This window comes from Candidatus Zixiibacteriota bacterium (assembly GCA_026397505.1).
GTDB lineage: Bacteria > Zixibacteria > MSB-5A5 > GN15 > PGXB01 > JAPLUR01.
Map to the genome: position 1 here is coordinate 1 of JAPLUR010000009.1, position 22,889 is coordinate 22,889.

Genomic DNA, 22,889 nt, shown 5'->3' on the forward strand with positions numbered 1-22,889 from the left:
AATAAAAGCTTTTTCTTCCGCAACATCATGTCAACCACAATATTGCTAACGTGCTTGAGTCTCTTAACAGAAGTGCTTCTCAACACAACTATTCCCTGGACACCTCCATAATAACCAATAATTCCAGCCTGTCAAGCAAAATTTAACAAAAATACCAAAATACTAATGATAATAGTAATAATATCAGCCGGCATTAACCCATTATCCCCACCCGGGCAACCTGATCCTAAACTCCCACCTTCAACCAAAAAATCGATAAAACCAGCCTTCCCAAATCATCGCCGACCGGATCAATTAGGCCAAAGGCCCCTCTTCCGAAGTCTCGCCAAGATCCCCCGGCAGCTCCTCAACAACCACCCCCAAAGGAGAAAGTCAACATCTTCGGCCTTGTGAATCCTGTCACAAGCTGAGCATAAATAGCCGACCTGTCCAAACCCACCAAATCACCGAGATTGTGAAAAATGGTGCAAACAAACAAAAACCAATACGACCAAGCGAAACTTAATAAATATCAAACATGTGAATATGGTCACAAAGAAAAACGGAAAAGAACAAACGCCGTTCATAAATTGATCCTGAAATGAATCGCGGCTGAATTATTTCTGTGGCGATGAATTTATGCAGAGGTTTTTTTTTGATCAGATATGACGAACCGCTGGCGTCAAAGAAGCTGAATATTTGAGATTGTTATTCCAAATTCGCCAGAGGCAAGCAGCAATTGATGAATTCGAGAAATATTCTGGAAACGATTTAGAACCTGTTTCGGGTGTTTTGAATATCATTGCGGGTATTGCCTCAAAGTGAAAGTTGGGGATGGCGTCGAGACTGCCGATGGCCACCTTGATTTCCGGGCCAGTAATTCTTGGGCGGTGGAGAAAACGTATGCAATTTGCGAAGTCGAAAATGGGGAATAAACCAATAAAGAAATTGACAAGCTAAGCCAGAGGGGTTATACTAAATATTCTGTGATAGAATTGAATTGACCATAAGGAGGAAGTTCTGGTGAAGGTCTATGACACCGAACAAATAAGAAACATCGCTCTGATAGGCCAGCGCGGTTGCGGAAAGACCAGCTTGGCCGATGCTATCGCTTTTTCCGCCGGAATAACCAATCGTCAGGGAAAGGTGGATGAGGGGACCTCGCTTTCCGATTTCACCGATGCCGAGATGAATCGGAAAACGTCAATCGGGCTGTCGATTCTTACCTGCCCCTGGAAAAACCAGAAAATCAACCTCCTGGACCTTCCCGGGCACCCCGATTTCATAGGCGAGCTGATTGTGGGGCTTAATGTGGCCGAGACAGCTGTTGTTGTTCTTAATGCCGGCGCTGGAATAGAAGTGGGAACCGAGATTCATTATAAATATGTAGAAAAGTATAATCTACCCCGTGTTTTCTTCATCAACAAGGTTGAAAAGGAACATGTCAAGACGGCGGAGGTGGTGAAGCAGCTTCAGGAACGATATGGCGTGAAAAGTGTCCCGGTGCAGTTGCCGCTCGGGGAGGGGTTGGAATATAAGGGCGTAATCGACCTGGTGAAGATGAAAGGGTATACCTTTGACCCCAAAGGGACGCCGACCGAGTGTGAGATTCCGGGCAATCTTAAAGGAGCCGCCGATGAGGCCCGGCAGCGAATGGTGGAAGCGGTGGCCGAGGCCGACGATGCCCTGCTGGAGAAATTTTTCGATAAAGGGGAGCTTTCCCCGGCAGAGATTCTGGAGGGGCTGAAAAAAGCCATCCTCAAGAAAATGATTTTCCCGATTCTGTTCGGATCGGCGGATCGCAATTCCGGGGTGCATCTGTTGCTCGATTTTATAGTTGATTTTTTCCCTTCGCCCAAGGCGGTCTCTCCGATCAATCTGATGGTTCCGGGCAAGAGCGAGGTGGTCGGGGTGAATGTCGATGCCAACGGCAAGTCGCTGGCCTATATTTTCAAATCTCTGGCCGAGGCGCATATCGGCGAGATTTCGCTGTTTAAAGTGATCTCCGGAAAGATCAGCCAGGGGATGGATTTGATTAACCATAATCAGGATAGCTCCGAACGGCTGGGGCAGATTTATTCTATTAGCGGCAAGGAAAGAAGCGAGGTGGAAGCGGCGGTGGCGGGCGATATTGCCGCCCTGGTGAAGCTTAAATCGACCAAAATGGGCGATACGCTCGGAGAGAAAGATCAGCGGCTGATTATCCCGAAAGTCGAATTTCCCGAGCCGGTCATGGATACCGGCGTCAAACCGCGCGCCAAAGGGGATGAAGAAAAGCTGGGAATGGGGCTGCAGAAACTTCGGGATGAAGATCCCACTTTCCAAATCGTCATCGATCCGGCGCTCCGGCAGACCGTTCTTTTCAGCCAGGGTTCCACCCATACGGAAATCATAACCGAAAAGCTGAAAAGGAAATTCGGGGTGGATGTTGACCTCTTCAAACCGAGAATTCCTTATCGCGAGACGATCAAAGGGAAGACCGAACTTCAGCATAAGTATAAAAAGCAGTCGGGGGGACGGGGTCAGTATGGCGACGTTTATCTGCGGCTTGAGCCGAACAAACGGGGCTCCGGTTTTGAATTCATCAATGACATTTCCGGCGGCGTGATCCCCGGCAAATTTATCCCCTCGGTGGAAAAGGGTGTCATAGAAGCGTTGCAGGAGGGCGGACTTTCCGGTTCGCCGGTGGTCGATATTATTGTCGCGGTTTATTACGGTTCCTATCACGAGGTTGATTCTTCCGATATGGCCTTCAAGATCGCCGCCTCGATGGCGTTCAAGGAAGGGTTCCTGAAATGCAGTCCGGTTCTTCTCGAGCCGATCGATATTATCGAGGTGCTGGTGCCCGATGATTACACCGGCGATATCATGGGGAATCTTTCCGGCCGCCGGGGACGGATTATGGGGATGGACCCGGAAGGGCGTTACCAGCGGATTCGCGCCATTGTGCCGCAGCCGGAGTTGTATAATTACTCGGTCGACCTTCGTTCGATGACCTCGGGGCAGGGGGTGTTTTCGCGGAAATTCTCTCAGTCTGAGGAAGTCCCGCGGGAAATCATGCCCAAAGTGATCGAGGAGATCAAGAAGTCAAAAGAGGAATAGAGAGATATTATTCCGATATTGAGGCCGTCCTCCCGCTTTTGGCGTGGAGGGCGGCCTTTTTTATTTTTGACGGCAGGGATACTTCTTCCACAAAAGGCCCTGGGCATAAATCACCATCGAAGTTGTAGTGATTTTGAGGGATGGCGGTTGAATGGCAAGAGGATAGCGGGGTTGAGAGTGAAGCTAAGAGGATGACGTTATAAGAAATTGCCTTTTGGTGGGGGAGTTGTCGGTTCAAGAAAATCGGTAATCTTTGAAAGCGTGCGGTGTAATCTATCGCCTTTGAGTTGACATTCCCAGACTACGTTGTAATGCCACCCTGATCTACTCAGCTTCGCGTACGCCTTCCGGTCTCTGCGGCAATTTTCTTGAATCTTCTTCTTCCAAAAAACTGGATTAGTTTGCGGCCATTTGAAAAAGCGGCAGTTGTGCTTATGCCAGAAACAGCCATGTACAAGGATTACCTTTTTTCTGCTGGGGAAAACAATATCAGGCGTCCCTGGTAAATCTTTACGATGAAGTCTGTACCGGTAGCCGCAGTGCCACAACAACCTACGAAGAAAGATTTCCGGTTTGGTGTGGCCTCCCCGGATTCGAGACATGTTGAAGCTTCGAATCTTTGGAGAGTGGACGTCCATTGTAGAATTCTATTCGATTGACAGGCCGCCCAGCCTGTTAATATGATTGGCCGCCTTGGACTGGAGATCGAACAGCGTGTCCGTCCGGAGTGCAAAGAGTGCCTTTGAGCGGATTTTGCTCTCGGACAAGTATGACATTGTGGCAAAATCAATCAGAAGAAGCAGAGAAGATCGCTTATGCCAAATTGGGCCAAGATAGTATACAGACTCACCACGCCTGACTGATTTGATTTCAAACTGCTTAATATCCTGAGGCGCGTCGAAGAGTAAACCATATAAGAGTCTGTGAAGAATTGGTCCCTTACCGGGTCCGGGCAACGTCTTGTTCTGAGCAAGGTCACATTGAGGGGTAATGACTATTCCACAAAGAGTCGTACTTTCCGGTGTTTTGCCTTCCCTGAAAATACCCTTCTTAAGGATATTATGTAATTCTTTATTCTTCATAATAAAAACATTTCCCGAAGCAACCTTTTGGAGTGGCTCCTGCCTTAGGTGTAGAGATGAATTAAGTTTGGCCTTTAGCTCGGGTAAGATTGTTCCCCTTTCGGTTAGGCTAAATTTTTTGGGGGGAGTCAGCGCACTATCAGTCAGCTTTTCAAGGGTATCGAAATAACTTCTATTCATGATATGGCATGCGCACTTGAATCGATTGTGCTTATTCTTGATTTCAGCCTTATCCACAAAGGACTTGTAAAAACAGTAAAACATCGACTCAGTAGCATTAGACCAATTTGCGTCTAAAGGAATGATCGAAGCAAGATCTGCTATGAATTTCTTACTCGACTGGTTGACAAGATTCTCCCATTCTACATACAAGCGGAACGCCCCAATTGTGGCAAGCTCAATATGCAGCGCCCTAGTGATTTTGCTAATCGGGTCAGCATTTTTCAAGCAATTCTTCTTGTCAAGATCAACCGAAGCAACCGGTTCTATATCTGCGGATTTGCAGTTTTGAAGTACAAGATCAATTATTTCCTTATGTTGAGTCCAGAATATGATGACATACGGACCATTATCTTTGGCTATTATCTTCTTAAGAATTCCTACAAGAGCAGAGGCCTTGTTTTTGTCGTCGAGTCCAGTCATCCCTTCCAGAACAATGTCGAGAAATACAAACCGAATCCCCCCGATTGGGCTACTCGGTAAATTGCGAACACTTCCGTCATAATGTGCGTATGATATTGAGATCCGGCCAAGAGCTTGTAGAAGAGGCTCCATTTCAGAATAATCATCGTCAACAATAACGATTCTTCCACTATCAGATAAATTCATTTGGGGTTATCCCTTCCTGAATGCAAGTACTGTGATTGCGCCCTTCCAGTATTTCTTTGGAACACTATAATCGCCTGGATCAGGGAACAAAAGCGCGCCACCGAGCGATTGCATAATCTGGTCAGTGAGATGAAGCCCGATACCACTACCACCGGGTTTATTAGTCACCCAAGGCTTAATGATCTCGGAGGTAGGTAATGTGAAGCCGGGGCCATTATCGGCGATCACGATGCTCACGTAACCCTCTAATTCGCCCGAGATATCTATATAAATCGTTGGTTCTTTTGGCCTTGAGTAACCAAGCCACCAGATTGAGTTGTCAATCACATTCATCAAAGCGTTGAGTGCGTGGTTGGTTGAAAGCACAGCATCAAGGTTCCGGGATTTATTCCTAAAGGCCGCGTCCAATTTTATATTATGCGCTTCAAAACGAAAACTAGTGTTGAAAACACCCTGCTCAACCAAACCTTTAAGGTTCCTTACCTTTTTGTCAGACCTCTTAATTAAAATACTGTATCCTTCGACCAGCCCAGCAAGTGACTTGACCCGTTCCTCAATAAGGTCCGGCGATGCATGATGTTGAAGCATGCCACGTATCTCCTTAATAACTTTCTCAATCTGATGGATTACGATGACTAGATTAAGGCCAGCGCCCGCACTACGCATAAGAGTATCCACAATAGAATCATATTCTGACTCAATCCGGTCAAGATACTGAGTGATTTTCAAAAGCTCAGATTTATTTGCTATTGATTTTATTACGACGGCTTTCAGCTCAGTGATAGTGCCCCGAACTGGTTCCGATACCTTTTGCGCCCCATAATGCAGTCTCAACAGTCCTTTGTCTCTCATTCTGACCGCCTCAATACGGTCAATTACAAACCGTATGGCCCTCACTACTTCCAGGAAGGCATCATTTTCCAAAAACCCTTCTCGATTTGCCTTTTCTATCAGGTCATTGCTTTGCGAGCGATCAAAATATATAGCTGCAATAATAATATTATTGCTGATTCGCCTAGTTGGTATGTTTATTCTCCGGCCACTCAAATCAAGCCAATCGTTTCCTGGCTCACCATAATCAAGGACGCGAATATTGTCTCTAAACACGCGCACTCCGCCATTCTGGTCAAGATACTCCTTAAGACCCTTCTTATCCTGCACGCCCAAATTCAAAACCCTGGCATCTCTGTCGAAAATTATTCCCTTAAATACTATCGTTCCTATTTTGTAATTGTCTAGATTAATGTCCTTTTCCTTTCGATCTTCGTCACCGTATACCATTCTCGTCAACTTGCTAATTTCTTTGTCCTTAATAGTTACTACACGAGATGCCAATTTCTTCATTGTTTTCCATGGCGTGAATGCATACTTAAAATCTGTTATGTCATTGCCACGTATCGTAACATCGAAAGAGAATAGCTTGTATTCCTCTATATCCTCGAATTTAACAATTCCTTCAAGCCAATCTAATTCGTGGAGGTTAAATGCTGCCCTGAAAGACTCCTCCTGGTCAAATGGTGAATTGAGCGCCGTAATTGCTCTGGCGCAGTCGCGAGTCATGCGTCGGGACCATGGCACAAGAAGGTCTCGAATTGTGATGCATGTGCCAGACCCTTGCTTAAACAGTATCGGCTCCCTTTGAGAAATTTCGATAGGAATTTCTTCGACATACTTGCTCTTTTTGATGGTGCTCCAGTCAATTTTAAGAATACATTCTTTCGATGCTTTCTTCCTGGAGACTATTTCAATAAGGGTACCAAGACGATGCACGCCAAAACGGCCGATACCTTTTTCTCCCAATCGACGGCGTTTGTATTTCGGACTTCGCGCAGTGGCGGTATTTGAAAGCAAGTCCTCTTTGTAGCTTGTGCCAATCTCGAGCCATGCTGTTGAAAGAGTCTCGTAATCCATACCTTCGCCATTATCCTTGACTACGATTTTCCCCTTTTCTGGTAAATCAGGGGAATACATATCTATCGTGCATTTGGTGGCGTCAGCGTCATAAGAGTTCTTTACCAGTTCAAGAAGAGCTATAGACTCACTTTTTATTAGCTGCTGCCCAAGCTGATTTATGATTCTCGCCCGAGTACGCATCTTGGGCATGTCGCCTTTTGTATTCTCAATCATCAGGCCTTCTCCCTGGCATCTTGTTTCCTGCCATTCAGCAATGTCTTTATAATCACTGCCATGACTTTGGGGCTGACGGCGTTACCAATGACCTTAATCTTGTCCCGACGCGTTCCTTGCTTAATTCGGAAGCATTTAGGCCAGCCCATTGCGAGCTTAAGCTCCTCAGGTTGCAGCATACGCATCACATGGCCATCGGCAGTGGGTTTCACATAGGCGAAACGATCTAACGTAGTAATTGTCCTGAGTGGACGTGTAATGGGTTGCCAGCCGCCAGCGTGATCGGAACCATAATAGACGATAAGAAATGGCGTTCGAGCACCGATTGCGGCGATGGCTCGTTCAGCGCGTTCTAACGTGGCCGGTGCGCGATGATCCGAACGCAAAAGTCGAAATGGATAAGCGCCATTGGAGCTGACTATTGTGTTGGCCCCTTTAACAGGCTGCTGCTTCTGCGGGACGGCACGCGGCATTATCTCACGGTCGCAAAGAATGAACAGGCGTCGTCGCGTTTGTGGTACTGCAAAGTCAGCGGCATTCAAAATTTGCTCTCGACAATGATATCCAAGACTTTTCAATCTTTCCAGGAATTCATGATACCGGGCCCATTTCCGCATGCTCACGACATTCTCGATAACAATCCATCGGGGATGAAGAGCTTCCGCAAACCGGATCACGTGAAATGATGTTTCGCGACTTATTTCACAACGTGGTGAATTGCCTTTGGCCGGGCTATGGTTGGTGCATTCGGGCGAGGCAAGAATGAGATCAATTTTTCCCAACTCCTCTTTCAAGTCATGCGGATCGAAATCTGTCAGATCACCAGAGTACAACTTCACGCCAGGGAAGTTGTCCTTGTATGTACTTACCGCGACGTCCCATTTGTCGAAGGCGGCTACGATCTTAGCCCCAGCCTTCACCGCGCCCCAACTGCTTCCACCTCCTCCGCAAAACAGATCAATCGTCTTTGGCTTCCTCATATGCATTTCTCTAACTATTGATTATCACATATTATAACTGGATCATTTCCATAAATCAATACGAAAAGTATTGCAGGTTTCCCACGTGCCGAATAAACTGGTAACCCACCCAACGGGTGGGAATCTTGACAAGCCTGAACTGCTTCGATTTCCATCCATTTGCCCCATAAACCCCTCTCCCGCCGGGAGAGGGGTCAGGGGTGAGGGAAGCATCCTGCAAAATCACTACAACATCAATGGTGATTTGGAACCGTACCCCACTTGTAGGAGAATTAAAATATGTCTGCTGCCGAAAAACAAATCCTCGCCAACCGTGCCAACGCCCAAGAATCCACCGGCCCCAGAACCGGCCGGAGAATAGCCGCCTCCTCCAACTGGGCCACAGCCCCCAATCAACCAGGGAGAAAAAAGGAATCCTTTAAAAACGGGGAAACGAACCCATTTTGCCGCATGCCCCCTGTTGCACTTAAGTTGTTGCCATACAGGCGGGTTGCACCCAATTTGCTCATTGTTTCCAAAGCCCAAAAAATTCTGAAAACAAAGCCAAATTTGTCAAATCTATGCCGGACATATGCTTGGCCGTTTTTAAGAAGGGTTCGTTTCTATGTCGCCAAACCCCATCTTTTGTGGCACAATCAATTACGCTTGCAAACCCGCCCCCGCCACGGCGGGCTCCTGGCCTGCACAACTTATCTGGGATGATGGGATCGGTAGCAATAATAATACTTGCGCAGTCCGTTGGGGCGTTTTATAATCGTTGGATGATTTATGACACTCTTGACCCGACACCTAACCCAACCCAATGTATGGAGGACTTTTGCCATGAAACGTGCAAGCTTGTTGATCGCAGCGTTGACGGTTTGTGTTATCGCCGTCGGCGCCGGTCAAGCGACAGCGCAAAGCCAAAAGACTTATAATTTCTTTGCGACGGGAGAGCTCGCTTTCGCCATCGCTCCCGAGGATTTCACTGACTACTACAATAGGGGCTATGGTTTCGGTGTCGGCCTCGAATACCCGGTATCGCCCAATTGGTCGCTGGTCGCCTTACTTGACCTGAAATTATTCAGCCCGGCAGCAGGAATGATCAAGGACTGGTGGACTGACCCCGGTGAATGGCCCAATGCCACGAATATTGAAGTTAGCGAAGGGAAGATGACAGCCGGAAGCTTCGCGGTTTTAGGTAAGGGAAGCCTCAAGAAAGAAGGGGCACGATTCTTTCCCTACATAAAAGGCGGTTTCGGAATTACAATCGCAGGCGCCGATGAGATCAAGGTGACTTTCGACAGTCCCGGCCCTCAGACCGTGTGGCAGGCCGGTGTCGGCAGCAGTACGAATGTCTCGATAATTCTTGGCATCGGTGTCGAGAAAATGCTTGGTCAGAAGGGTTCGTCCTTTTTCATCGATGCCGGTCTTCATATGATTATGGCTGAAAATGTTAATCCGACTGTGGCGCCGTTGACAATAGGTTTCAAATTCTAATTCCTTGCGATTTGCGGCGTCGTCAGGAACCCTTTCCTATCTAATTCAGTTGGGGGGGGAACGAGGGAGTTGCCAAAACTTGACTTGCCCGGATTGCCAATATGGATTCCGGCTTTCACCAGAATGACATCTAAAAAAGCTGATTCCATGAGACCTGCTCTCCTTCCGCTAATGCCCAATCAATGTCATGCTGGACTTGATCCAGCATCCAGAGATTCGCTTCATGACAAAAAAGGCAGGCGCGGTGAGGGCGCCTGCCTTTCGGCAAATATATGAAACTGTTCTTAATAGCCGGGCGGGTAGTTGGGCGGAAGGCCGCCTTTGTACAGGAAGTTGATAAGATAGGTTACGTCCTGAATGTTAAGGATTCCACTGCCGTTGGCATCGCCGGCCTGCGGCGGAATCGGTGCCGGGCCGCCCTTGTAGAGGAAGTTGATTACGGTGGTGACATCCTGAATGTTCACTATGCCGCTGCCGTTGGCATCGCCGGCCACGAAGGAATGGACAATCACCTGATAGGTGCCGGAGAAACCGCTCAGGCCGCCGAACTCGTCTTTGCTCTGGGCTTTGATAAAGTAAGTTCCGCCAGTGGAAAAGGTATGAGGGACAGTGCCGCTATCGCCGGAGTCATAGGGGCCATACCAACTGGAGGTGTCGCCGGCCGCCCAGACCATACGATAGGAAAGGGTGTTTTCATCAGGGTCAGTGCCGGCACATTTGAAATTATATGATTTTCCGGTGACGGCGCTGTAGGGGCCGGTGGGCGCACTAGGCGTTGTTGGCGCCGTGTTTATAACCTCGTTGTTGACGACATGCAAATCTATCCCAAGCTGTCCTCCTCCAAGGAAAGAGAGGGCGACGCTGAAATCGAAAAGGTGCGGATCGCGCGCCCCGGAGGCTATGATTCGATTCTGATACTCAGTCGGATAAGGGTCGCCGCCAACATAAATCCGATAACCGCCGTCAAAGAAACAGGTGGGGTAACCGCCCAGGTGGAGAACGTCAATCAAACGGTTATGCACCTTGAGAACTTTATCCTCAACCATGGCCACATAGAAAAAGGGATACAAATGGGCCTCATAGATGGCATCAAGGGCATTACGGGTATCGGGGCAATAGACGCACCAGGTTCCGGTTCCTTCCTCCACCAGAACCGAGTGGGTGAAGTTCGGATTGACGGTGTTGTTCCACTGCGTGTCAACTTTGGCGGCCGCCGTCGCTTCGACATAAGAATTAGTGGTGTCACCGTGAAAAATGGAAGCAATAATCATAATGTTGTTCTGAGTAAGACCGCTTCCACTCCAATGGAAGCTCGTGTCAAAAACGCCTTGATAGGGAAGCGTAATGGGGATATCGATAAAATCAAGGCAGCCGTAATGATAAGGCAGGCCGTCTTTGGCGTTCCAACGGGATGTCGGTTCGACTACGTAGACTCTAACGAGTCCAGAATAGCTGGGATTGCCCTTCGTCTCCGCCGAGACATATGCGCCCGGCCCCGCGAAGACGGAGAGTGTAAATAGCATTGCCAGAAAGACAAACAATGCCGGAATGAAGTTAGCACTCTTGTTGCTCATAACACATCTCCTCAAAAAAAGAATCATTAATAAATAATAGTTTGTCGACCAAAAAACAAAAAATCACATTTTAATAGTCAGTCCGGCTGAGACCGACAGAGACGAGTAATCATACAATTTATAAGAAGACTTATTGTCAGAGTAGTCGAACTGCAAGAATGGCTCGACGATGGTGCCGGATTTTAAGGGAATCGGTCTTTGCAGCGATAAATAGAATCTGGTCTGAAAATCACGTCTCTTATGGGCATCTTTCAGCCAGACGAATAATTCATCTATGGATCTGAAAAAGGTCTTGTCCCAGTAACCGATGCCGGAGCTGATGATAGAATGCGGCAAATAGTAGGTTTTCAGACTGGCCGTAATAGATTGGCCCTCGTAATGCAATGCCCAGGGTGAAATCCATCCTGTCCCAGGGCCGTAGACCACCTTATCTTTTTTGTTGGCGAATTTACGATAGTTGTAGGTCACATTAAGGCCTACTTTTGCACCCAATTGGCCTGAGATACGGGGGGAGAAATAGTATGATTCAAGGCGGTCGCCGGTCATGAAAGAGTCGACCGGTTTGAAATGAGAGGGGTTAATATATCCTATGGTGTCACGGAAGCGGGTGTAGTCCATATAGGCATAACCGCCCTCGAAATCGATGCTAATAGAATTTAACAGTGCGAAATTCGTCCCGGCAAATAATTTGAAGGTATTTTTGTCTGACACGACCAGGCTGTCAGATCTGAGAGAATCGGGCACGGCCGGGTTATGATATTTCATGGAATTGTAGGAAACACCGGAGCGAAACAGGATGCCACGCCAATTATATCCGGCCGAAAAGAGGGCATCATAATTATCATTGTTAAATTTTAGAAAATTGTCGCGATAGACGCGGGCGCTGAAATTAAGGCTGAATAAGATGGATAATGGGGATTTTTTCCCCGTGGGAATGAACCGCAGGCCGAATCCGCCGATGAAACTGCTCAGATTATAAAATTTCGAATAATAGGTGTAATCATTATTGAAGCTTATTTCTGTCGTAGAATGAGGATAAGCCCGTAAGGAAACTTTGGTAGAAGAAAAAGAATCCTCATTCCTGCTGGAATCGCTGAGGAGGTTACTGGTATAGCCGCTGCTGCCGGAAAAATCCATCTTTATGTCAGCGGAGACGTTCGACGCCGGCAGGGCAAAAAGCAGAACTAAGGCCATCAGGCCGCCGATAAGAGAGTTGCGAGGCTTCATCGCGGATGACATACTCCGCCCGAGCAGACCATACCACCGGACATAACTCCGATACCGATACCGGCGCTCGACCCGAAACCAATATCGGAATCGAGGCTGCAGCGGTTCTGTGTCAAGGAGCGGGCGACAAATTGCCGGGAGCCGAAAGCGCTTGAATTAGACATTTCGATATCGATGGCCGCTGCATTTCCGCCGGACAGGTCGAACATTCCGGCTGAAGGCGAATCGTCAGGAACTGCTTCTGTCGCACTCTCTGCGTTGGACGGATTTTCCATGCTGGTCGGTATCCCATCGCCACCGGGAGCGTTGTCATCAAATCCATCGCCATCATAATCGACAAATGTTTCTGCCGTCTTATCCCGTGCCAGAATTTCGGGAACCGGAGTGAGGAAGAAGGAGATCATAAGGATGAGGAAAAGTGCCCCAAGAATCCTTGCCGCTGCTTTCATATTCGCTGCCTTTCCAAATTACCGGGCTTATCTTTCCCTCGGCAAACGGCCTGCCGGCGGGTACTTGATAAGACCGTGTCTAAGTAGCTATTGTCATTCAATGGCAATGACGACTCAATATATCATATTTTTGTCGCAAGTCAAGCTGATAATGGCGTTTCGCAGCGACCGAATCGGTTTTTCTCTTGCGGGTGAGTAGGACAATTAGCATATTTAATCATTGCGGCGTCAAGGGCTGGATTTGCAGGCTGAACAGCCCAAATCGAGTTACAGAACTCTGAGCTTAAATGGAAAATGTCATTATAAGAAATTCGTCAAGACCGGCAACCGGAGTCAATCGACAGGAGATATTTTTATGAGAAAAATGGCGGCCAATTTTATTTTATGCGGTATCCTCTGGCTGTTATCATCGGGGGGAAGTTCGGCGCAAGAGATATCGGTTCCCGATACGGTAAGGAGCGCGGCACCGAGAGTATTTGTCGATTGCAGCCAATGCGGCGAGGATTATATTCGGACCGAGATTACTTTTGTCAATTTTGTAAGGGATCGCAGAGAGGCTGACATTCATATCTTTGTGACCACCCAGGGGACCGGCGGCGGCGGGGATGAATTCACCGTTGAGTTTATCGGACAGGGGCGGTTTTCGGAGATGCACGACACGCTGAAATATGTTTCGGTGGAGTCGGATTCAGAGGATATGGTTCGGCAGGGATTGATTCGGGTGATCAGGATGGGATTGCTGCGCTATGCCGCCAAAACGCCCGTGGCCGACTATTTATCGGTTGTCTATACGCCGCCGAGCAAACCGGCTCCGGTGATCGATAAATGGAACTGCTGGGTATTCAAAATCGCGCTCAGCTCAGGGATCAATGGACAGGAATCGTTTCACAGCTATAACTTCAACGGCTCAATATCGGCAAGCAGGGTTACGGAGCAATCTCGAATAAGGCTTTCGGCCAACGGGAATTATTACGAGCAGCGGTATAAAATCGTCGATGACGAGGGGGAAAAAACCATCGTTGGCATTTCCCGGAGCAAAGGAATAAGCGGTTCCTTTATAAAGAGTAAGGGGCGACATTGGTCGCTGGGATTTTCGAACAGCATTTCGGCATATACTTACGGCAATGTGGACTGCGAATTTTATATGGCGCCTGCCATAGAATATAACCTCTTTCCATATGATCAATCGACCAATCGTCAATTGAGATTTGTCTATCATGTCGGCCTCCTCTATTACGACTACATGGAGGAGACCATCTATTCCAAGACCTCGGAATGGCTGAATTCGGAAATGCTCGAAATAACGCTGGAACTCAAACGGCCCTGGGGTTCGGTTGAACTTTCTATGACGGGGTACAATTATCTACATGACTTCAAGAAGAACAATCTGCAGTTGTATGGCGAGATGAGTTTTCGGTTGTTTGAAGGTTTCTCATTCAATGTTTCGGGCTGGGCATCCCGCGTCCGAGACCAGCTTTCATTAAGAAAAAGGCAGGCCAGTGTAGATGAGGTTCTCCTGCAGCAGCAAGAACTTGAGACCGGCTACAAATTTTGGGCAAATCTTGGGATAAGTTATTCATTCGGGTCGATCTATAATAATATCGTCAATCCGCGCTTCGGGTATTGAAACCGGTGGGATTGTCGGCTTCCGAGACCGCCAGACACAAGGATAGAAAACTCCATAATATTGGTTTGATTTCCTTGTTAAATATCATATTTCTTGGTAAAGCGGAGGAGAAATATGAATCTAAACTTCCTCGATAGCGACAAGAAATGGTCCATGAGGACCGAAGTTCTGGCCGGGGTCACCACATTTCTGACCATGGCTTATATTATGTTTGCCAATCCCCAGATTCTCGCGGTGACCGGGATGGATAAGAATGCTCTTATCGCGGTCACCTGTATTGTAACGGCTCTCTCAACCATTATTACCGGGGTTCTGGCCAATGCTCCGCTGGCGATGGCGCCGGGGATGGGTTTGAATGCCTTTTTCGCTTACTCCATTGTCATGGGGGATAAAGTGGCCTGGCCGACAGCGCTGGGGATCGTTTTCTTATCGGGGGTTTTTTTCTTCATTTTGACGGTGGTGGGTATCAGAAAGAGGCTGGTGGAGGCGATCCCAAGGTCGCTGATTTATGCCATTTCGGTGGGGATAGGGCTTTTCATAACTTTTATCGGGCTGGTCAATATTGGCATTGTGGTCAAAAATGAAAGCACGCTGGTTTCGGCGGGTTCGCTGACGGCGCCGGTGCTGATCGGGCTGGCGGGGCTTCTGGCCATGATAGTCTTGGAGAATGTAAGAATGAAAGGTTCGCTTATTATCGGAATCCTGTTCAGCACTGTTCTGGCGATTATCTTTGACCTGGTGAAACTGCCCGAATCGCTCATCTCTTTCAATGTTGACATCTCTCCCATCGCCTTCAAGCTGGATATCATGGCCGCTCTTAAGGGGAGCCTGATGGGAACGATATTCACACTGATGTTCATGGATATGTTCGACAGTATCGGGACGATTGTCGCCTGCAGCTATAAAGCGGGAATAGTGGATGAAAAAGGTAATATAAAGAAAATCGACCTTTTGCTTGGAATCGATGCCTTTGCCACTATGCTCGGGGCGGTTTTTGGCACTTCGACGACAACCTCATATATTGAATCGGGAGCCGGAATTGAGCAGGGGGGAAGAACCGGTCTGACATCGGTAGTGACGGGGCTTCTTTTCCTGACGGGGCTTATTTTCATTCCGGTAATAGGCATGGTGCCATCCTTTGCGACCGGCCCGGCCCTGATCATGGTGGGGCTATTTATGATGAAAGAGGTGGTCAGGATTAATTTTTCAACTATTGAGGAAGCTTTTCCGGCCTTCATTATCATTGTCATGATAGCCTTGAGTTACAGTATCAGCACCGGTCTGGCTCTCGGATTCATCTCTTTCACCCTATTGAAAGCAGTCGCCCTGAAATTTAAGGAGATCAAGCCGGCCATGTGGGTGATTACTTTGCTCTCCGTCTTGTTTTTTATTGTATAGCCGATCGACTTATTCGAATCATAAAATCGGCGGGGTGAAGGATAAACGGCCCTCGGGCAATTTGGGCCCTATGAAGAGGGGGCATATCATTCTCTAAAGATAAATTTTACAAATCTGTTGACAAATCGTCTGTCAGATGATTATTTAGGCGTTTAATTTGACTGTGCGAGGGAGATATTTTGAGCAACCCCGCATTTGAATATAACGATTTGACTGATACGCTGAAAACATTGGGTCATAAAATATCGAGGAAGAGATAATGAAAAAAACAGGATTGCTTTTTACGTCTATTTTGGTCCTCGCCTTTGCAATTACCGCCTTCGCTCAGGAAGAAGAAGCCGACTGGAGGAATTTTGAGTTCACGGCGCACAGCGGAATAACCCTTCCGACCGGAAGTCTGAAGACTTGGAATGATTCTTTGGGCGCCAAGACCGGTCTTAATTTTGGCGGCTCCGGCGGTCTGTATTTTAATGAGAAGTTTTGTTTGGGAGCCTATTTCAACTATACTCAGAGCCCCATGAAGCTCTATAATCTTCACTATAAGCAATATGATATGGGTGCATATGCGAAATATGCCTTTGTGGGTGAATCCAATTTTGAACCTTATGTGAAATTATCCGCCGGCTTAGATTTTGCCAAATTTGCCACCTGGGTTGATCCGGCCAATAACCGGCTGAGAGAGGTTTCTTATGACGGCGGCCTGGCATTCGGAGCTTATGCGGGGTTCCTATTTTACACTTCAGATTATGGTGGCATATTCGCCGAAGCCGGATATCATCTTGCGAATCTTAAAGATAATCCTGGCGAGCATGCCGGCAAGGAATATTATTTTAAAGATAATCTCAAATATCTGGATATCAAAGTGGGCGTAATGGTTTTCTTTGGCCCTGAAAAGTGATGAGAATCCAGTATTAATTTGAAGACCCCTTCACTTTAGAAGGGGTTTTTTTATTGGCAGATAAAGAAGATTAAGATATTTTCTCTGAAATGAGACAGGTTAAACTCCTTCTGGTCGATGATGAGGCCGCGCAACGGCAGATGCTGGCCGGTTATCTGGAAAAGAATGGATTTATAATCAAGCAGGCTTCATCGGGCGAGGAGGCGTTGCAGCTTTATTCCACTTTTTTCTCGCCGCTGGCGGTAGTGGATATGAAGATGCCGGGGATGAGCGGGATTGAGCTAATCGCCCGCCTCAAAGAGACCAATCCCTTTATTCAGATAATTGTATTAACGGCTTTTGGCTCGGTTGAGACGGCGGTTGCGGCGATGAAGCAGGGGGCGTACCATTATCAGACGAAGCCGGTGGAGTTGGAGGAGTTTCTTCTTAATCTGAAGAAAGCGGCCGAGCAGCACCAGTTGGTCGTTGAGCACAAAATTCTCAATGACACGGTCAAAGAAAGATTCGGCTCGGGGGAAATAATCGGCGAGTCTGCGGCGATAAAGAGTGTTCTGGAGCTTATTCATCTGGCCGCTCCGGGTGATACAACGGTTCTTATCACCGGCGCCTCGGGGACGGGGAAGGAACTGGCCGCCCGCGCGGTGCATTCCTTATCGCCGCGCAAGGAGAGCCGCCTTGTGGCAGTCAACTGTGCTGCCATTCCGGAGAATCTTCTTGAATCGGAGCTTTTCGGATATGAAAGGGGGGCGTTCACCGGGGCCGAGAAACGGAAAATGGGGCGATTCGAACTGGCCGACGGCGGGACTCTCTTTTTGGATGAAATCGGGGATATGCCATTGACCATGCAGGCCAAGCTTCTACGGGTAATCGAAGAACGGCGAATTGAGCGCCTGGGCAGCGAGGAGAGTGTGAGTCTGGACGTTCGTCTGATTGCCGCCACCAATAAGGAATTGGCCGACCTGATCAAAGAGGGGAAATTCCGGGATGACCTATACTATCGTCTCAACGTGATAACCATCCATATGCCATCGCTGGTGGAAAGGCCGGGTGACATTCTGTTGCTGGCGGGGAAATTCCTGAATGATTTTTCGCGAAAGCTGGGGAAGACGGCGACCGGTTTTTCTCCGGAGGCCGCGGCCGCGCTGATTGCCTATCGTTGGCCCGGCAATGTCCGTGAGCTTCAGAATGTGGTCGAGCGGGCGGTGGTATTGGCCAGAGATGAGGTCATCGGTCTGAGGGAAATTCCGGGGCTGAAGAGCGAATCCTCGGCGATGGCGGTTACGGAGAAACTGGCCGATATGGAGCGGGAGCATATAAGAAAGACTCTGGACCGGAATGACTGGAATATCGGGAAATCGGCCGATCTTCTTGGCATACATCGTAATACACTGCGAATGAAAATAAAAGAGTATAATCTCGCACCGTTATCCTGAATTGGTGCGGCCACCATATTCCCTGAACATTTTTTGTGCGATGAGAGCTGTCCGGGGCGGCCTGAATTTGTGTAATATGTTGAAATATAAGGTTTTATGTTTTTCGGCATGAGGTTTGATGTCGAGACTGTCAGAATGAAAAAAGGAGTATCAGAAATGAAAAAGATAACGTTAGTAATTTTAGTGGTGATGGGATTTGTCTTTGTCGGCTGTGAAGAGCGAGCGACGAAATATGTGGAAGTGGACTATGTCCCGGCGACTCCACAGGGAGTTTATTCTATTACCGGGGATCAGGCGGTTTATTTGTTTTGGCTGCCGGTAAGAGAATCGGATCTGAAGGAGTATCGAATATACCGCAGCCCGAACGATAATGCCTATATTTTAATCGGCACGACAACTACTGAAGCGTATACTGATCTCGACGTGGAAAACGGGGTCAAGTATTACTATGCAATTATGGCCGTTGATAAGAGCGGTAACGAATCGGACCTTTCCTATGAGACTGTTTTTGACACGCCTCGTCCCGAGGGACAGGGGCTTCTGCTGGCCGATTTCAATGTTTATCCGGGGATAGCGGGGTATGATTTTTCATATTATGCGGTTGTTCCGTATAACAACATCAACGCGGATATTTATATCGAATATAATATCTATGACACTGTTTTCTATATCAATGTAACGTCTGGGGAAACGGATATCCAGGATATGGGGTACACCGAGAATTTTGATGTTATCGATTATGCCCCGACGGCGGGGTGGTCGCACGTGGGCTGGAGCGAGATAATCACCGGCCATACCTACGTAATCTGGACGAAGGATGACCATTATGCCAAGTTCAGGGTGACCAATCAGACGGCGCCTTATAATGTCAGATTTGACTGGGGTTATCAGATTGCCTCGGGGAATCCGGAACTGGCCCGCCCGCAGCACGATGAGAATTATCTGAGACGAACGATAACAATGGGAATAATCAAGTAGTTTGAAATATAGGATCAAACCAAACACGAGGTGATGAAAATGAAACGGAACATATCGATTTGGGGAGCGCTGCTGGTGATGGTGACGGCTCTGGCTGTCTCCGCCGGTGCGCAAAACATCAGCCGTGATCGAGATATTGATTACACCGGACGAATCCGCCCGGATCGCTATCTCGACGTTGAAGTCTGGACCAACGACAATGAGTATTATGAGGGAGATGATATCACGATTTCCTTCCGGGCCAACCGGGACTGCTTTGTGGCCATATACAACATAGACACCCGCGGAACTGTAAATCTTCTTTATCCCACGGAGCCGGGCGACCCGGGCCATATTCAGGGGGGGAAGACATATCGCTTGCCCGACCGGTACGACAGCTATCAATTGACGGTGCAGGGTCCTACCGGGACGGAATATCTCAGGATCGTGGGTTCCCGAGAGCCGCTGCGGATTCCCGACTGGTACAGCGGTTCGGACTTGGTTTGCGATGACGACCCCTATGATTTCATGGATTATATTGCCGCCTCTTACTTTGACTGCGACGGCGATTGCCCCCGGAGCACCGATATGACCTCTTTTCGGGTTCGGGAGTGGCACCAGTACTATTTCCATCCGGTTCATATTTATGATTACCCGGACTGGAGCCTGAGTGGTTCGGTTTACATTGATTATCCCTTTGGCGCCACCATTTATATCGACGGTATCTACTGGGGTGTAGCGCCGCTCTTTATCCCGAGGATTTTCTGGGGTTACCATTATATCTCCATCTATGACCATTACGGCTATTGCTGGGAGGACCGGATAAATGTGGTCAGGTACAAGTCAGTCATAATTGATGAGAATATTGTCAGAACCAAGCCGGGTGTAAAATCCCGCTATCGGGAGGTGCAGCGTCGCGGTTATCTTGATCCAGCCGGGAACGGCTATCCCGAGTATCAGAAGGAAGTTCGGGTGAAAGAGACCTATAAGCCGGTTTCCAAGACGGGACTAGGTTTCACCAGCGGAAAGAAGACCAGAACCGATTCCAACCGTAACCCTGGCTATTATGACAAACCGGAAGGTAAGAAGCAGACCGATTCCTATAATCTGCACAAAAAGACCAAGCAATCGGAAGCCACGGACAGTCAGGTTCGTCCCGGCAAGCGGGGCAGCGAGAGCACTCGCGATACTTACCAGAAGCAGGGGAAGCAGAGTACGCCCAAACCGGCGGAAAAGGGAAGCTCGGTGGGGGGAAAGCGTCAATCGGGTAATTCCGGGGGCGCTGAGGCCAAGGTAAGCTCCGGGCAGAAGTCGGCTCCGAAGGAAGGCAATAGCGATAGCGGCGCCAAGAAGAGCAGTGACGACGGCTCGAAGAAGAGGCGATAGATTTCTATTGACTAAATCCTCAGGTTTATGTAAATGTGGAATGATAGCAATATGAAGAGAGTCATCATAATAATAGCGCTGGGCGCATTCCTGGTTTCGGGTTCGGCCGCTCTGGCTGTCGAGAAGAAGAGCGGCCCGAAGCAATCGCCAAAGAAGGTAGAAGACAGCGCATCATTGAAGAGCGGTAAGAGCGCCCGCAAAGCGACGCCGGAGCCGAGAAAGCAGGAGCAGGCCGGCCAGAAGGATTTTGATGATTTCATTGACCGGAACAATAATGGCATAGATGACCGGGTGGAGCAGCCGAAAGAGAAGACGGTGCCGGAGAAGCCAAGAGATACGACTAAACAGGCTTCGCCGCCGGAGGAAAAATAACCGCCCCACCCGTTTCCGGCTTTGATCCATACTGAATATATTGGGGCATTACTGCATATTTATTCCTTGACTTAGAGGATGAATTGCGTAGATTATTTAGCACTCTTGATGGCAGATTGCCAAACCAAGGGATTAAGTCCTTGTATAATAAAGAAGTAATATGGCTTTTGAAAACTTGAATGCAAGAGAGTTGAGTGTTCTTCAGAACCTGGTGAATCACTATATTCAGACGGCCGATCCGGTCGGTTCCCGGGTGATCGCCAATAAGTTTCGGATGGGATTATCGCCTGCAACCATAAGAAACACGATGCAGGATTTGGAGGAGTTGGGATTAATTCGCCAGCCGCATACTTCGGCAGGGCGTGTCCCGACCGACAGCGGGTATCGTGTTTTTGTTGATATGTTGCTTAAGGCGGAAGCGTTGACGGAGGCAGAGAAGGCGCAGATAAAGGGGATGATCAACAGCAGCAACAAGGGGCTGGATGCCATTCTGAGTCAGACCAGCCGCATTCTGGGTGAGATTACCAACCAGTTGGGAATAACGATATCGCCCAAGTTTGACGAGGGAATTCTGACCAAGATAGATCTGATTCCGGTCGCGGAGGGGAAAATACTGGTCCTTGTGGCGGTCAGATCCGGACTGGCGAAATCGATTCTGATGGAACTGGAAGCGGATGTTGAACTGGAGGAACTGCGTCAACTGGAAGCCATTCTCAATGAAAGACTGGCCGGGCTAACGCTGGGGCATATTCGGAAAACAATCAGCGAGCGGCTGGCTGACACGAATTGCTCACCGCGTCTGTTGAAGTTATTCATTGACTCTCGGGCCGTGATTTGGGGAGAACAGAATGACGAGAAATTACATTTTACGGGGACGGACAAGCTGATCAGCCAACCGGAATTCGCCGACCGATCCAAGATCACGGAATTTTTTAAATTCCTGGAAGAGCAGAAAGCGCTGATTGAATTTGTGGAATCGAAGTCCCCGGCGGAGGGATTGGTTATTACCATCGGCAGCGAGAATGAAATCAATCAAATTCAGGACTGCTCGCTGGTGATTTCTCGCTATAAAGTGGGGAGAGTATCCGGGACGATTGGGATTATCGGGCCGACCCGAATGCCTTATTCCAAGCTGGTTTCCATTGTGGAATACACGGCCAAGTCGTTGACCGAGGCGCTTTCGGATCTGTAAGAAGGAGATAGAACTGATAATGGATCAAGATAGAACGACAGATAGTGATTTAACAGAAAAAACGGTTTCCGCGCCGAATGCCGATGAGGGAGTGCAGAAAACCGCTGAGGCGGAGGCGGTTTCGGCAGAGAAGACCCCGGAGGATATTGAAAGGGAATATCAGGGGAAGATAAAAGAGCTTGAGGATCGTTATTTGCGGCTGGCGGCGGAATTTGACAATTATAAAAAGCGGACGGTCCGCCAGTTTGAGGATATTATCAGGGGGGCCAATGAAGAGTTGATTATCCGAGTACTGGAAATTGTTGATGATTTTGATCGGGCCAGGGCGGCGGGGGAACAGGCAGCCGACTGCAAATCGTTGCAATCGGGGATGGAACTGATTTATCAGCATCTGGATGAGATTATGAAAAAAGAAGGAGTGGAACGGATAATTTCTCTGGGGAAGAAATTTGATCCCGATTATCATGACGCCATGATGCAGATTGAGTCGGAGGAGTACCCCTCGGGCAGGGTGGCCATGGAGATGGCGGCCGGTTATAAACTCAAGGGAAAAGTGATTCGTCATGCCCGGGTGGCGGTGAGCAGAGGTAGAGCGACGGCGGACGAAAAAAACGAAGCATAGGCTTTCTTTTAAATCGGATGATGGATATTTTGAAATAGAAGGAGAAGTGATATGGGAAAAGTCATAGGAATCGATCTGGGAACGACCAACTCGTGTGTCGCCGTTCTCGAAGGGAACGATGCCGTTGTCATTCCCAACCAGGAAGGGGGGCGGACGACCCCCTCGGTGGTGGCTTTC

Annotated in this window: 20 protein-coding genes; 13 read left to right on the forward strand and 7 right to left on the reverse strand. The window is 48.3% G+C overall.

Going from position 1 to position 22,889, the window contains the following annotated elements:
- The first annotated feature begins 1,002 nt into the window (after positions 1-1,002).
- Positions 1,003-3,081 carry an elongation factor G gene (fusA, locus tag NT002_00255; GenBank protein MCX6827709.1) on the forward strand — a complete coding sequence of 693 codons (2,079 nt, stop codon included), beginning with the start codon at positions 1,003-1,005 and terminating at the stop codon, positions 3,079-3,081.
- Between the two features lie 197 nt (positions 3,082-3,278).
- Here fusA and vsr read toward each other — a convergent pair whose 3' ends face one another.
- The 4 genes from vsr to NT002_00275 are packed head-to-tail and all read right to left on the reverse strand — an operon-like array spanning position 3,279 to position 8,098.
- Positions 3,279-3,719, reverse strand: a complete 441-nt coding sequence (vsr, locus tag NT002_00260; protein MCX6827710.1) for a DNA mismatch endonuclease Vsr — start codon at positions 3,717-3,719, stop codon at positions 3,279-3,281.
- 9 nt (positions 3,720-3,728) lie between these two features.
- Positions 3,729-4,991, reverse strand: coding sequence for a hypothetical protein (locus tag NT002_00265; protein ID MCX6827711.1), 1,263 nt, complete (start codon positions 4,989-4,991; stop codon positions 3,729-3,731).
- 6 nt (positions 4,992-4,997) lie between these two features.
- Positions 4,998-7,118, reverse strand: a complete 2,121-nt coding sequence (locus NT002_00270; GenBank protein MCX6827712.1) for an ATP-binding protein — start codon at positions 7,116-7,118, stop codon at positions 4,998-5,000.
- The gene (locus NT002_00275; protein ID MCX6827713.1) at positions 7,118-8,098 is read right to left on the reverse strand and encodes a DNA cytosine methyltransferase; all 981 of its coding nucleotides are present in this window, start codon (positions 8,096-8,098) and stop codon (positions 7,118-7,120) included. The genes NT002_00270 and NT002_00275 overlap by 1 nt, the downstream gene beginning before the upstream one ends.
- Positions 8,099-8,377: 279 nt before the next feature.
- Here NT002_00275 and NT002_00280 point away from each other — a divergent pair, with 279 nt between their 5' ends.
- Both NT002_00280 and NT002_00285 read left to right on the forward strand, forming a co-directional pair.
- A complete protein-coding gene (locus NT002_00280) occupies positions 8,378-8,800 on the forward strand; it encodes a hypothetical protein (protein MCX6827714.1) in 423 nt (140 codons plus the stop codon).
- A gap of 120 nt (positions 8,801-8,920) precedes the next feature.
- Complete coding sequence (locus tag NT002_00285; GenBank protein ID MCX6827715.1) at positions 8,921-9,577, forward strand: outer membrane beta-barrel protein; 657 nt, start codon at positions 8,921-8,923, stop codon at positions 9,575-9,577.
- A 284-nt stretch (positions 9,578-9,861) separates the two neighbouring features.
- Here the strand turns inward: NT002_00285 and NT002_00290 are convergent, their stop codons facing one another.
- The 3 genes from NT002_00290 to NT002_00300 all read right to left on the reverse strand — a co-directional run bounded on the left by NT002_00290 (position 9,862) and on the right by NT002_00300 (position 12,827).
- Positions 9,862-11,151 carry a dockerin type I repeat-containing protein gene (locus NT002_00290; GenBank protein ID MCX6827716.1) on the reverse strand — a complete coding sequence of 430 codons (1,290 nt, stop codon included), beginning with the start codon at positions 11,149-11,151 and terminating at the stop codon, positions 9,862-9,864.
- Positions 11,152-11,214: 63 nt separating this feature from the next.
- The gene (locus tag NT002_00295; protein MCX6827717.1) at positions 11,215-12,378 is read right to left on the reverse strand and encodes a hypothetical protein; all 1,164 of its coding nucleotides are present in this window, start codon (positions 12,376-12,378) and stop codon (positions 11,215-11,217) included.
- Positions 12,375-12,827 carry a hypothetical protein gene (locus tag NT002_00300; protein MCX6827718.1) on the reverse strand — a complete coding sequence of 151 codons (453 nt, stop codon included), beginning with the start codon at positions 12,825-12,827 and terminating at the stop codon, positions 12,375-12,377. The genes NT002_00295 and NT002_00300 overlap by 4 nt, the downstream gene beginning before the upstream one ends.
- Before the next feature lie 355 nt (positions 12,828-13,182).
- Between NT002_00300 and NT002_00305 the strand changes: the two genes are divergently transcribed.
- The 10 genes from NT002_00305 to NT002_00350 all read left to right on the forward strand — a co-directional run.
- Positions 13,183-14,454 (forward strand): hypothetical protein, encoded by a 1,272-nt coding sequence (locus NT002_00305; GenBank protein MCX6827719.1) that lies wholly within the window; start codon positions 13,183-13,185, stop codon positions 14,452-14,454.
- 114 nt (positions 14,455-14,568) lie between these two features.
- Positions 14,569-15,852 carry an NCS2 family permease gene (locus NT002_00310; protein MCX6827720.1) on the forward strand — a complete coding sequence of 428 codons (1,284 nt, stop codon included), beginning with the start codon at positions 14,569-14,571 and terminating at the stop codon, positions 15,850-15,852.
- Between the two features lie 259 nt (positions 15,853-16,111).
- Positions 16,112-16,750 (forward strand): outer membrane beta-barrel protein, encoded by a 639-nt coding sequence (locus tag NT002_00315; protein MCX6827721.1) that lies wholly within the window; start codon positions 16,112-16,114, stop codon positions 16,748-16,750.
- Between the two features lie 89 nt (positions 16,751-16,839).
- Positions 16,840-18,183, forward strand: coding sequence for a sigma-54 dependent transcriptional regulator (locus NT002_00320; protein ID MCX6827722.1), 1,344 nt, complete (start codon positions 16,840-16,842; stop codon positions 18,181-18,183).
- A 156-nt stretch (positions 18,184-18,339) separates the two neighbouring features.
- On the forward strand, positions 18,340-19,161 hold the full coding sequence (locus tag NT002_00325) for a hypothetical protein (protein ID MCX6827723.1): 822 nt from the start codon (positions 18,340-18,342) through the stop codon (positions 19,159-19,161).
- A gap of 39 nt (positions 19,162-19,200) precedes the next feature.
- Positions 19,201-20,526, forward strand: coding sequence for a DUF4384 domain-containing protein (locus tag NT002_00330; GenBank protein ID MCX6827724.1), 1,326 nt, complete (start codon positions 19,201-19,203; stop codon positions 20,524-20,526).
- 51 nt (positions 20,527-20,577) lie between these two features.
- A complete protein-coding gene (locus tag NT002_00335) occupies positions 20,578-20,898 on the forward strand; it encodes a hypothetical protein (GenBank protein MCX6827725.1) in 321 nt (106 codons plus the stop codon).
- A 160-nt stretch (positions 20,899-21,058) separates the two neighbouring features.
- Positions 21,059-22,090: a heat-inducible transcriptional repressor HrcA gene (gene hrcA / locus NT002_00340; GenBank protein MCX6827726.1), complete on the forward strand. Its 1,032-nt coding sequence runs from the start codon at positions 21,059-21,061 to the stop codon at positions 22,088-22,090.
- 19 nt (positions 22,091-22,109) lie between these two features.
- The gene (gene grpE / locus NT002_00345; GenBank protein ID MCX6827727.1) at positions 22,110-22,712 is read left to right on the forward strand and encodes a nucleotide exchange factor GrpE; all 603 of its coding nucleotides are present in this window, start codon (positions 22,110-22,112) and stop codon (positions 22,710-22,712) included.
- A gap of 51 nt (positions 22,713-22,763) precedes the next feature.
- The coding region (locus NT002_00350) for an Hsp70 family protein (GenBank protein MCX6827728.1) at positions 22,764-22,889 on the forward strand (126 nt) is incomplete at its 3' end.

What these genes read in the sequence shown, in the direction of transcription:
- hrcA (MCX6827726.1), top strand. Translation starts at nt 21,059, where the DNA reads ATGGCTTTTGAAAACTTGAATGCAAGAGAGTTGAGTGTTCTTCAGAAC.
- NT002_00310 (MCX6827720.1), top strand. Translation starts at nt 14,569, where the DNA reads ATGAATCTAAACTTCCTCGATAGCGACAAGAAATGGTCCATGAGGACC.
- NT002_00335 (MCX6827725.1), top strand. Translation starts at nt 20,578, where the DNA reads ATGAAGAGAGTCATCATAATAATAGCGCTGGGCGCATTCCTGGTTTCG.
- NT002_00315 (MCX6827721.1), top strand. Translation starts at nt 16,112, where the DNA reads ATGAAAAAAACAGGATTGCTTTTTACGTCTATTTTGGTCCTCGCCTTT.
- NT002_00320 (MCX6827722.1), top strand. Translation starts at nt 16,840, where the DNA reads ATGAGACAGGTTAAACTCCTTCTGGTCGATGATGAGGCCGCGCAACGG.
- NT002_00330 (MCX6827724.1), top strand. Translation starts at nt 19,201, where the DNA reads ATGAAACGGAACATATCGATTTGGGGAGCGCTGCTGGTGATGGTGACG.
- NT002_00275 (MCX6827713.1), bottom strand. Translation starts at nt 8,098, where the DNA reads ATGAGGAAGCCAAAGACGATTGATCTGTTTTGCGGAGGAGGTGGAAGC.
- NT002_00300 (MCX6827718.1), bottom strand. Translation starts at nt 12,827, where the DNA reads ATGAAAGCAGCGGCAAGGATTCTTGGGGCACTTTTCCTCATCCTTATG.
- NT002_00295 (MCX6827717.1), bottom strand. Translation starts at nt 12,378, where the DNA reads ATGAAGCCTCGCAACTCTCTTATCGGCGGCCTGATGGCCTTAGTTCTG.
- NT002_00305 (MCX6827719.1), top strand. Translation starts at nt 13,183, where the DNA reads ATGAGAAAAATGGCGGCCAATTTTATTTTATGCGGTATCCTCTGGCTG.
- NT002_00325 (MCX6827723.1), top strand. Translation starts at nt 18,340, where the DNA reads ATGAAAAAGATAACGTTAGTAATTTTAGTGGTGATGGGATTTGTCTTT.
- NT002_00285 (MCX6827715.1), top strand. Translation starts at nt 8,921, where the DNA reads ATGAAACGTGCAAGCTTGTTGATCGCAGCGTTGACGGTTTGTGTTATC.
- grpE (MCX6827727.1), top strand. Translation starts at nt 22,110, where the DNA reads ATGGATCAAGATAGAACGACAGATAGTGATTTAACAGAAAAAACGGTT.
- NT002_00265 (MCX6827711.1), bottom strand. Translation starts at nt 4,991, where the DNA reads ATGAATTTATCTGATAGTGGAAGAATCGTTATTGTTGACGATGATTAT.
- vsr (MCX6827710.1), bottom strand. Translation starts at nt 3,719, where the DNA reads ATGGACGTCCACTCTCCAAAGATTCGAAGCTTCAACATGTCTCGAATC.
- NT002_00290 (MCX6827716.1), bottom strand. Translation starts at nt 11,151, where the DNA reads ATGAGCAACAAGAGTGCTAACTTCATTCCGGCATTGTTTGTCTTTCTG.
- NT002_00270 (MCX6827712.1), bottom strand. Translation starts at nt 7,118, where the DNA reads ATGATTGAGAATACAAAAGGCGACATGCCCAAGATGCGTACTCGGGCG.
- NT002_00280 (MCX6827714.1), top strand. Translation starts at nt 8,378, where the DNA reads ATGTCTGCTGCCGAAAAACAAATCCTCGCCAACCGTGCCAACGCCCAA.